The sequence below is a fragment of the Photobacterium sp. GB-1 genome, from assembly GCF_003026165.1.
Taxonomy (GTDB): domain Bacteria; phylum Pseudomonadota; class Gammaproteobacteria; order Enterobacterales; family Vibrionaceae; genus Photobacterium.
This window is the reverse complement of record NZ_PYOB01000002.1, coordinates 368349-379004: the sequence shown is the minus strand read 5'-3', so window position 1 is coordinate 379004 and position 10656 is coordinate 368349. Positions and strand designations below refer to the sequence as shown.

The following is a 10656-nucleotide window of genomic DNA, read 5'->3' as shown; positions in this document are numbered from 1 at the left end:
ATAATATATTTTCAATATATTATTTATAAAGAGAAACCTGATTTAGTTTATACTTCCTTTCTATCATCTTACGGTATATTAACAAGTTTTCTTAAGTTTAAATGTAAGTCTATTCTTTCAGTATGGGGAACTGATGTAAATGGTAAAGTTCAAAACAATATTATATTACAAGTATTAGCAAAAAAAGCGTTAAAAAGTTTCTATAAAATAAACTCACCGGCAGAACATATTCGTAATAAATTGATTCTGTTAGGTGCTGAACCGGAAAAGATTGATATATTTCAATATGGTATTGAATTTGAAAAATACCAAAAGAAAGATAAGTTTGATATTGATGGAACAGTTAAAATAATTTCAATAAGAAATTGGGATGACTTATATAATATTGAAAATGTGATTCTTGCATTTGACTTATTTACTAAGGAAAATAAATTTGATTGTGAGTTGATTTTAGTGGGAAAGGGAAATCAATATAAAACTTCTAAAATTAAGAAATTATTGGAAAAAATAGATAATGATAGAATAATTCTTAAAGGTTTTTTGCCGCAAAAACAGTTAAGTTATGAGCTAAATACAAGCAATATTGTAATTAGTATACCTTCAATGGATGGTACTCCATTATCATTATTAGAAGCTTTATATGTAGGATTGTGCCCTATATTATCAAATATAGATGCTAATTTAGAGTGGGTTGACAAACAACATGGATTTTATGTTGATCCTAAACAGATAGCATCTATTAAAAGAGCTATTGAAAAATCAGTGTCCAGTATGATTGACGAAGAAAATGATAATCTTTTGATAGCTAATAGACACATTGTTGAAGCAAAAGCATCATATAAACAAAATACTAATCGGTTAGAAAACTTATTTATTGAAGCGATATATGGCGGTCAAAAAAGTTTATGAATATATTATTCTTAACGGATAACTTTCCTCCAGAAGGCAATGCACCTGCTACTCGAACTTATGAGCATGCTTTACGCTGGGTTAAGGCTGGTCATGATGTTACTGTTATTACTTGTGCGCCAAACTTTCCGGAAGGTAAGGTTTATGAAGGGTATTCTAACAGCTTTTATTCAGTCTCTAAACTTGATGGAATTAAAGTTGTTCGTGTTAAAACATATATAACAGCTAATGAAGGCTTTTTAAAACGTATATTAGATTATATGTCATTTATGGTAACAGGTTTTATAGCTGGCATTTTTCAAAAAAAAACGGATGTAGTTGTTGCCACATCACCTCAATTTTTCTGTGCTTGTTCTGGTTGGGCTTTATCAGCAGTAAGAAGGAAACCATTTATCTTTGAATTAAGAGATATTTGGCCAGCTTCTATAACTGCAGTTGGAGCAATGAAAGATAGCTTTATTATTAAATTACTAGAAAAATTAGAGTTGTTTCTTTATCATCGTGCTGATTCAATTGTTTCTGTAACTCATTCATTTAAAAGTGAATTGGTAAAGCGTGGAGTTGATGAGACGAAAATCGAAGTTGTTTTAAATGGTGTTGATTTAACAAAATATCAACCAGTAACATGTAAAGATCCTGAATTTGTTAAGCAATTCAATTTGGAAGACAAGTTTATAGTAGGTTATGTTGGAACACATGGTATGGCGCATGGCCTAGAAAATATAGTTTCTGTTGCAGAATCTTTAAAAGAAAATGACAATATTAGGTTTATATTTGCAGGCGGTGGTGCAGCAAGAAAGAAAGTTGTAGACCTTGTTAACCAAAAGCAATTGAAAAATATTATTTTAATTGATCGTCAACCTAAAGAAATGATGCCGAAACTATGGTCTTTATGTGATTTATCTTTAGTACCGCTTGTAAATAACGAATTATTTAGAACAGTAATACCATCTAAGATCTTCGAATGTATGGGTATGGGAATACCTACAATAATGAGTGTACCAGAAGGAGAAGCAACAGCTATTATTAATGAGACGGCTTCTGGTTTAGTGGTTGAAAGTGAGAATGTAGAAGAGATTAAAAACGCAATTTTAAAGTTATATAATGATATTGATTTGTATAATGAAATAAGGGTGTCGAGCACTAATTCTGCTCAATTATTTAGCCGAGATTTAATGGCTTCGAAGATGCTATCTATATTTTCAAAGGTACTTAATAAGTGAATAGTATGATAACTCCTATTATTATGGCTGGGGGGTCTGGCTCTCGCTTGTGGCCATTGTCTCGCACTCATTATCCAAAACAGTTTATTCCTTTAGTTAATGATAATTCAATGCTTCAAAACACCATTAATCGTCTTGACAAATTATCAAAAAATCACCCGATTGTTATTTGTAATAATGAGCATCGTTTTATGGTAGCGGAACAACTACGAGAATTAGATGTTAAAAATGCAAGTATTATTTTAGAGCCTATTGGTCGTAATACAGCTCCTGCAATTGCCTTAGCTGCATTGCAAGCGATTGGTGATGGTCGAGATCCTTTATTATTAGTACTAGCTGCTGATCATGTTATCACAAACGAAGAAGCTTTTATTGATTCTGTTAATAATGCAGTCGTAGCGGCTGAAAATGGAAAGTTAGTTACGTTTGGTATTATTCCTAAGCATCCAGAAACTGGTTATGGATATATTAAACAAGGTAAAGAAGTAGGATTGGGCTTATACAATGTTGATTCATTTATAGAGAAACCTAATTTAGAAAAAGCTCAAGAATATTTAAAGTCGGGTTTCTACTCATGGAACAGCGGTATGTTTCTATTTAAAGCATCTACTTATTTAGATGAATTAAAAAAATATAATGCTGAAATATATGAAACTTGTAAAAATGCAATGTTCTCCTCTTTTTCTGACTTAGATTTTATTCGTATATCAAAAGAGATATTTGAGAAATGTCCAGATGATTCGATCGATTATGCTGTAATGGAGAAAACTGATAAAGCGGTAGTATTACCAATGGATGCAGGTTGGAATGATATTGGTTCATGGTCGGCATTGTGGGATATTCATCAAAAAGATGATAAGGGTAATGCTTGTCGAGGCGACGTTATTCTTGATTCAACTTCTAATTGTTATATTTATGGTCAAAATAAGTTGGTAGCGACATTAGGTATCGATGATTTAGTTATTGTCGAAACTAAAGATGCTATTTTGGTTGCTAATAAAAACAAAGTTCAAGATGTAAAAAATATTGTTAATCGATTGAAAGTGCAGAACAGAACTGAATACCAAAAGCATCAAGAAATTTTTCGTCCTTGGGGTAAGCATGAGAAGATTGCTGATGGTGAACGCTATCATGTGAAAAAAGTAATTGTTCGTCCCGGTGAAAAAACGGCTACTCAAATTCATTATCATAGAGCAGAGCATTGGGTTGTTGTCTCTGGTACTGCCAAAGTAACTAATGGTGATAGGACTTATTTAATTACTGAAAATCAGTCAACATATATTCCTGTTGGCTCTGCTCATTCATTTGAGAATCCAGGAAAGGTTAACTTAGAGTTAATTGAAGTTAGAACTGGTAGTTATTTAGCAGAGGATGATATTGTTCGCATTGATAAAGATGGTGAAGGATATTAAAGTGAGTATTTTAGTTAGTTCTGAAGTAATTAAAGAATCTGGAATTCAGTTTGGTACTAGCGGTGCTCGAGGATTAGTAGAGCAGTTTTCAATTGATGCTTGTGCTGCTTTTACTCATGCATTTGTTACCTCAATCCAGTTTCATTTTAAGTTTAAACAAGTCGCTATTGCTATTGATAATCGACCAAGTAGTCCGGTAATGGCACAATCCTGTGCTAAAGCTATTGAGCAGTTAGGACTTGAAGTTGTTTATTATGGTGTTGTACCAACACCAGCTTTAGCTTATGTGTCAATGCAAGATAGTATTCCTTGTATTATGGTTACAGGTAGTCATATTCCTTTTGACCGTAATGGCTTAAAGTTTTACCGTCCAGATGGTGAAATTAGTAAAATGGACGAGCAGGCTATTTTGAATTCGTCAGCAGAGTTTGAAGCGTTTACGGAGTTAACTCCATTAACAGCAAATAATAAAGCGGCAAGTCAATACATTGAACGTTACACTTCTTTATTTGATAGTCAAATGCTTCTAGGCAAGCGTATCGGTATTTATGAGCATTCAAGTGCAGGGCGTGATTTATATTCGGCGATGTTTGAAGCATTAGGTGCTGAAGTCGTTTCACTTGAACGCAGTGATGAATTTATACCAATTGATACTGAGGCAGTATCAGACAAAGATAAACAAAAAGCTAAAGCATGGTCGAAAGAATATAACCTTGATTTTATTTTCTCTACTGATGGCGATGGAGATCGACCATTAGTTGCGGATGAAAATGGCGACTGGTTACGAGGTGATATTTTAGGCTTGCTGTGTGCTAACGCGATGAATATCGACGCATTAGTAGTACCTGTTAGTTGTAATACCGCGATTGAGAACTGTGATTGTTTTAGTCATGTTACTCGTACAAAAATAGGCTCGCCTTATGTGATTGCTGAATTTGATTGCCTTGCTGATAATTATCAATCCGTTGCAGGGTTTGAGGCAAATGGTGGTTTCTTATTAGGCTCTGATGCGTTAGTTAATCGAAAAAAAATTAAAGCACTTCCAACTCGTGATGCTGTACTACCTGCGTTAATGCTATTGGCTTTAGCAAAAGAAAAACCGATATATGAATTTGTTAATGCCTTGCCACAACGTTATACACACAGTGATCGCATTCAAAATTTTGCGACAGAAAAAAGTCTAGCAATTTTAAATAAAGCTCAAAAAGATGCTTCTCAGTTTCTGATTCAATTGAAATATGATGAAACTAAAGTTGATTCAATTGATACAACAGACGGATTAAGAATTAATCTCGATAGTGGAGATATTATCCACTTTCGCCCATCGGGTAATGCCCCTGAGCTTCGTTGCTATGCTGAATCTTCTACAGTTGATTATGCCATTTATTTAGTTAATCACGCACTAGAAAATATTCAACAGATATCTTGTTAAATTTTGATTTATAAATAAAACAGTCCGATATTATTAAGTAAGATCGGGCTGTTTTTGTTTTGGGCGCTAGTCAGGTTTAACCACGCCACCTGAGCGGATTAAAGCTGAAAAGGCACTGCCGTCAATGCGTGCAGCGTTAAATACATAGGGGGCGTAAATTTCAAATAGTAAGCGTGTATTACTATGCCCAAGTAGTTGCGACACATAGAGTGGATTTTCATGAGCTGCTAAATGCAGCACTGCTGCGGTATGGCGGGTTTCATAAGGGCGACGTGTCTTTAATCCTGCTCGTTTTAGTGTCGGGTGCCATACTTGTTTGCCAATATAGCGGGTATCCAGTGGCTCGCCAGCATCATTGGTAAAAAGAAAATCGTCAGGTTCAGTTAACGTTGTGGTAATACGTTCAAGAGAGGATGATAAAATATCATTGATGGGTAAATCGCGACGTGATTTCGGGGTTTTCACATCGGTGATTTCACCATTCACCATATTTTGACGGACTTTAATTAAGCGGTGATCAAAATCAAGATGCTTAAGTTGAAGGCCGTGCACTTCACAACTTCTCATTCCCGTCATAAAGCGCAGTAGAAAATAGTCATACCATGCAGGTTCGACATAGTCTAAAAAGCGTTTTACTTCCTGTAATGTCATCTGCGAACTATCGGCTTTTTGCTCTCGCAATGCGCGGTAACGTGAAAAGGGATAATCAAATTTAAATTCTTCTGCCGCCACAATCATGATCGAAATTAATAGCCACAAAATATTATTCACGCGCGCATTCGATAATGTGCGGCTGCCATCTTCTTTTTCCATCTCGGTTAATTGTTGGCGAAATTGATCTAATTGGTTTAGGCAAATTTCATTGATTAAAGTATTACCAAAAAACGGGATCAAATAATGATGCACGTTACGCTCAACGGTTTTACGGTAGCTGTTTTTCCATTTAGGTGCTTGTTGCGCTAACCACAAAGCAAGAAAATGATTATCATCTTTCGGTACTTCAAAACTGTCTTGTTTAAGCGAGACCTGTTTGAGCTGTTTAAATCCTTTTTTCTTTAACAAATAAGGGGTTAAATGAAGTCCACTGAGCTTTAATATTGAAGCAGTTCTCGTCTCTTGAGTGGCTGAGGACAGCGAACCTAAAAAGCGAAAAACATCGGTAGACTGTGGCCCGATGCCAAGTAAATAGCGCAATTCATTGTGTTCAAAACCATGCTCATTGATTGGAAACAGAGGGGGAAGCCTTCAATCCCATGTAAGTAACTCCAGCGAGTGGTGGCATAGTGGCTATGACCGAGTTGTTCGCCGATAACATCAAACAATAATAATCCATCATTTATATGTGAAAAGTCGTGACCTTCAAGCCAGAAATGAAATCGCTCTTGGCACGCTTGCTTTGTCAACATCGCTTGCGTTGCGTTTCCTATACAGAAAGGAGAGTCATCCCAACCCAATGAGAGTAACAGTCCTTGGTACATTAGCCAGTGAGCCCCGCTGTGGTGAAGATGATGAAAACGCACATTGTTGCCCCACAGTACCTTCAGCGCCTTCGTGAAGGGTAAGAGGTAATGTAATTGACGAGAAGTCATCGACTCATTTTCAAAGCCAAGCAAAGGCGTTGTGGGTGGAGCAATGGCGTTTGATATAGCGAACAACACGAACGAGTTTGGCAATAGCACCGGGGTAAACAAAACGTGTTGACTTATTTTTTGTGTTGCCCTCACTCGTATTACAGATTCGCAAAGTAAAACGGCAAGGATTATCAGGATTACAAACAATATCTTGGCAACGAAGCCGTAATACTTCCCTGCGTCGTAATGCGCCATAAAAGCCTAAAATCAAGGTGACAGCACAAAAAAGACGTTGTAGCGCACTGTCATTGGATTGAGATAATAACGCTTCAAGTGTGATGAAACATTGATCGACACTTAAACGAAAAGGATCAACGCTTAAAGAAAAAAAGGGGATGAAAATTGGGTGATATCAAAATGCTCTGTCACCGACAATTGTGGTAGAAAACGTAAAAAGTTATAGATGAGCCAACGATCCCCCTCACTGTCGATACTCTCGTAAAGCGTCGTTGCCCATTGCATTAAGCCATCATGATCACAGGCCTGAATATAGGTCAGTGGGTGGTTGCTGAGTATCGTATAGATATTGGTATATTTACTCAAGCTGCTCACACTCAGTGTGGCTGCTTTCACGCCACCATATTGGATTAAGTCATAAGTGAAGAAATATAAAATTGTCGGAACAATATTGTCGTGATGCCAAGCGGGAGGTGTTGAAAATTGCTCTCTTAACAGCGCTTTCCATTTCGAATAGGGCTGTTTTTTGATGGCGTTAAGTAAGTATCGGTGAGGCCAATGTTGCTGCATAAATTGGCGCATGATTTTGGCATTCAATACTTGGGCTTGATTATCCTTATCTAATAGAAACCATAAATAAGGCGATGTTGTTTTGATATTGAGCTGTGTGAGTAAACCTTTTTGAATTGACAAGTAATAGTGAATGGATTCTTGTAAATAATTACAAAGATAAATAACACGATAGCGACCTTTATCTGAATGTATGGCTTGTTTAATGCCATAACACCGACACTTTTCAAGTGAGAGTGCGTGTGTCGGTCTCACTCCTGTTAAAATCAAAAATTGAAACGCAAGTTGATACGTTGTAGTAATTAATTGATTAATTGTCCAATCTTGGAGGGGTATGCAACCCTTAACATGCTCATCAATCGCATCAAAAAAAAGTCGCAGCTGATCAAGGGGTAATGCTCGGCGTGAACCTATCTCGATAGAAGGTAATTGAATGTATTGATAGCCTTGATTATTCGCATTCTTCCGTCTCTCAAAAGCATCGATTTGCCCTTTTTTGTTCAAATAGGAAGGGAGAGTGAGATTTGCGTCAAATAACAACGCTATCTTGTGATGAGCATTGTTGATTGAAAGATTAATACCATATTGTTTACTGGCTGTGTCTAACCGTTCTAAATACTGATTGTGCGCACGAAATATTTTATAACGGATCTGATTGCTGTTTTCCTTTTGATAAGCTTTAGCGCTGAAATGATGCAGAACATGCTCTGGCAACACAATGGATTTTGCCGTTGTTGATAGATAAGGACAACGTTGAGCCATGATGGTGAAATAGCGGAAAAACACATCTTTTCTCAGGCGGCCATACTGGGCATATTCTTTAGGAGTCTTCCATGGTTTACTAATGAGAATCCAAAGTTGTTGTCTCTGTTGCGCACTCAGTAACGGTGTTACCGCTGTTGTTGAAAGGGTCTGAACATAGTGATAGAAAAAATTATTTAATATGATTGGGAGAGGTTGCCACTGCCAAAAAACGCCCTGTGGCGTAGAATAACATTGAGCATATTCAACCCAAGATTTGCCATCTACATGAATAATACGTAATCGGTGAGCATCGCATGTCTCACTGCCTGTCACACGCGTTAGCGAAGGGATATCGTCAGCGCTTTTTATATTTTCCAACGATTGCGTCAGCCACAAATAAATAAAAGTAATAAGGCATGCTTCTCTGTCTTTGGTGCACGTAAACATCGCTTTAAAACAATGAATGACTATAGACAATGTATTCACCGTATGGAGTGGGTCGGGCGCAATATCGTCACTGTTATTGCTTCGATTCTTTTTAGCTCTTGCTGTTTGAAATCCCATCGAAACCTCTCGACTTAGTGGCGAATTGCAGACGCTGAAGTATTGGCAATGGCAGCCAGTTTTCGTTTAGAAGGTACAGATTTCAGATGTAGATTCGCTAATTGATGACGTTTTGAAAGATTATGTAATGCTTTCGTTTGAAGCCTGTGATGCAGACTTGACGCAATAAAGCTCAATGTTTGGATGATGGATTCAGCTTCATCGAGAGGATAAATGTTCAGTTGGACTTGCTGTGTCATTGCATGAGAGCATTGTTTAAGAAATAAAAAATCAGTGGCAGGTGCGAGCAAATAATACTGAGACGGAAGAGTGGGATGGCAAATCACGGGTAGTGTTATTTACTCAAGTAGGTGTGTGACTTCTACGTTGGACAGATTGGATAATTGTGCTTGGTTGGTAAGCTGAAAATGATCATCCTCAGTGATGCGTGCGAGTAGTGGATGATAGGATACTTGTAATGCTCGAAGGGCGATCATTTTTCTTTTTGCCATGGCGTACCTTAACGTGTTTTTATTGGTCAAAATTTTGACAAGCATAGTTCTGCTTTTTGACCCGTTAATTTCTGATATTTGGTGTCTTTATAGGGTTGACTGTTTTGCGGATAATTCTCAATAGCGACAATGGCTAAATTATGCATCTATATGTATGTTTGTGAATATTGATCTAGAGAACTTATTAGGTGAATGTAATTCTCATATAAAAACGTGAAGTGTAATCAGAAAAGTTTTCATTTTTATTGAAAAGTTTGCTGCTTAATGGAAGTCGAAAGTCTGACAAGAAAGCTATTTAGATATACCATTAAGACGCATAAAGCAGAGGGTTTTATGTCGAAAATGCAGTTAAGGTTGTTGTAGTGAAAATCCTAATAACAGGTGGTGCTGGGTTCATTGGCTCAGCGGTTATTCGCCACTTGATACAAAATACATCTCATCAAGTGATGAATATAGACAAGCTCACTTATGCTGGAAACTTGGCTTCACTGGAATGCGTTAGTGAAGATGACAGATACTGTTTTGAGCAGATAGATATTACGAATCGGATTGAGATGGAACGTATTTTTTCTGAGTATCAGCCAGATGCTGTGATCCATTTGGCAGCCGAAAGCCATGTCGATCGCTCGATTGATGGGCCTGCGGCATTTATTGAAACTAACGTGATTGGAACGTATGTGTTACTGGATGTGGCAAGACACTATTTTTCGGCACTTTCTGATACTTGTCGTAAGCAGTTTCGGTTTATTCATGTATCAACCGATGAAGTTTATGGCGATCTTTCACTACAAGCGAAGCCGTTTACTGAAAGCTCACCGTATCTGCCCTCGAGTCCTTATTCAGCCTCCAAAGCATCAAGCGATCATCTAGTCAGAGCGTGGTACCGTACTTATGGCTTACCTGTCATTGTGACAAATTGTTCAAACAATTATGGCGCGTATCAATACCCTGAAAAGTTAATCCCAGTGGTGATCTTAAATGCATTAGCAGGAAAACCGCTACCAATTTATGGCAATGGTCAGCAAGTGCGTGACTGGCTGTATGTTGATGACCATGCTAAAGCGTTAGTAGCGGTTTTGGAAAAGGGAAAAGTTGGCGAGACGTATAATATTGGTGGTAACAATGAACAAACCAATATTGCTGTTGTTCATGCTATCTGCGATGTATTGGAGATCTTAGTGCCTAATAAACCGCAAGGGGTTAAGGCATACCGTGATTTGATCACTTATGTGGATGATCGTCCTGGTCATGATAAACGCTATGCGATTAATGCATCCAAAATTTCTCAAGAGCTTGGCTGGACGCCGCAAGAGAGTTTTGAAACGGGTTTAAGAAAAACAGTCGAATGGTATTTAGCTAATCCATCATGGTAGCTAGCAATGTAATAGCAGTCAAAGAGTAAGTTTTAACCAGCAAATAGTTTGAGTAGTTAGATTAATACTCACTCTGTTGTGTATTGATGGCTGAATAAAAACTGAAAAAATTGGTGTTTAATCGGAGTAA

9 protein-coding genes are annotated in these 10656 nt (G+C 37.2%); 5 read left to right on the top strand and 4 right to left on the bottom strand.

What is annotated here, in order from left to right; translation table 11 throughout:
- The 4 genes from C9J45_RS04275 to C9J45_RS04260 form a co-directional block, all read left to right on the top strand.
- Positions 1 to 909, top strand: a 909-nt coding sequence (locus C9J45_RS04275; protein ID WP_146144317.1) for a glycosyltransferase family 4 protein, incomplete at its 5' end; no start/stop codon positions are given.
- Complete coding sequence (locus tag C9J45_RS04270) at positions 906 to 2132, top strand: glycosyltransferase family 4 protein (protein WP_107292189.1); 1227 nt, start codon at positions 906 to 908, stop codon at positions 2130 to 2132. The genes C9J45_RS04275 and C9J45_RS04270, both read left to right, overlap by 4 nt.
- A 5-nt stretch (positions 2133 to 2137) precedes the next feature.
- On the top strand, positions 2138 to 3544 hold the full coding sequence (locus tag C9J45_RS04265; RefSeq protein ID WP_107292191.1) for a mannose-1-phosphate guanylyltransferase/mannose-6-phosphate isomerase: 1407 nt from the start codon (positions 2138 to 2140) through the stop codon (positions 3542 to 3544).
- Between the two features lie 7 nt (positions 3545 to 3551).
- Complete coding sequence (locus tag C9J45_RS04260; protein ID WP_304593132.1) at positions 3552 to 4976, top strand: phosphomannomutase; 1425 nt, start codon at positions 3552 to 3554, stop codon at positions 4974 to 4976.
- Between the two features lie 66 nt (positions 4977 to 5042).
- Here C9J45_RS04260 and C9J45_RS04255 read toward each other — a convergent pair whose 3' ends face one another.
- The 4 genes from C9J45_RS04255 to C9J45_RS04240 form a co-directional block, all read right to left on the bottom strand.
- Positions 5043 to 6038: a tyrosine-type recombinase/integrase gene (locus tag C9J45_RS04255; RefSeq protein ID WP_233217625.1), complete on the bottom strand. Its 996-nt coding sequence runs from the start codon at positions 6036 to 6038 to the stop codon at positions 5043 to 5045.
- Positions 6039 to 6115: 77 nt separating this feature from the next.
- On the bottom strand, positions 6116 to 6649 hold the full coding sequence (locus C9J45_RS04250; protein WP_146144316.1) for a hypothetical protein: 534 nt from the start codon (positions 6647 to 6649) through the stop codon (positions 6116 to 6118).
- A 276-nt stretch (positions 6650 to 6925) separates the two neighbouring features.
- Complete coding sequence (locus C9J45_RS04245; protein ID WP_107292185.1) at positions 6926 to 8662, bottom strand: hypothetical protein; 1737 nt, start codon at positions 8660 to 8662, stop codon at positions 6926 to 6928.
- A gap of 14 nt (positions 8663 to 8676) precedes the next feature.
- A complete protein-coding gene (locus C9J45_RS04240; protein WP_107262061.1) occupies positions 8677 to 8901 on the bottom strand; it encodes a hypothetical protein in 225 nt (74 codons plus the stop codon).
- A gap of 614 nt (positions 8902 to 9515) precedes the next feature.
- Here C9J45_RS04240 and rfbB point away from each other — a divergent pair.
- A complete protein-coding gene (rfbB, locus tag C9J45_RS04230; RefSeq protein ID WP_107262057.1) occupies positions 9516 to 10526 on the top strand; it encodes a dTDP-glucose 4,6-dehydratase in 1011 nt (336 codons plus the stop codon).
- The last annotated feature ends 130 nt before the right edge of the window (positions 10527 to 10656 follow it).

Coding starts and splice junctions, on each gene's coding strand:
- C9J45_RS04270 (WP_107292189.1), top strand. CDS start 906: ATGAATATATTATTCTTAACGGATAACTTTCCTCCAGAAGGCAATGCA.
- C9J45_RS04265 (WP_107292191.1), top strand. CDS start 2,138: ATGATAACTCCTATTATTATGGCTGGGGGGTCTGGCTCTCGCTTGTGG.
- C9J45_RS04245 (WP_107292185.1), bottom strand. CDS start 8,662: ATGGGATTTCAAACAGCAAGAGCTAAAAAGAATCGAAGCAATAACAGT.
- C9J45_RS04240 (WP_107262061.1), bottom strand. CDS start 8,901: ATGACACAGCAAGTCCAACTGAACATTTATCCTCTCGATGAAGCTGAA.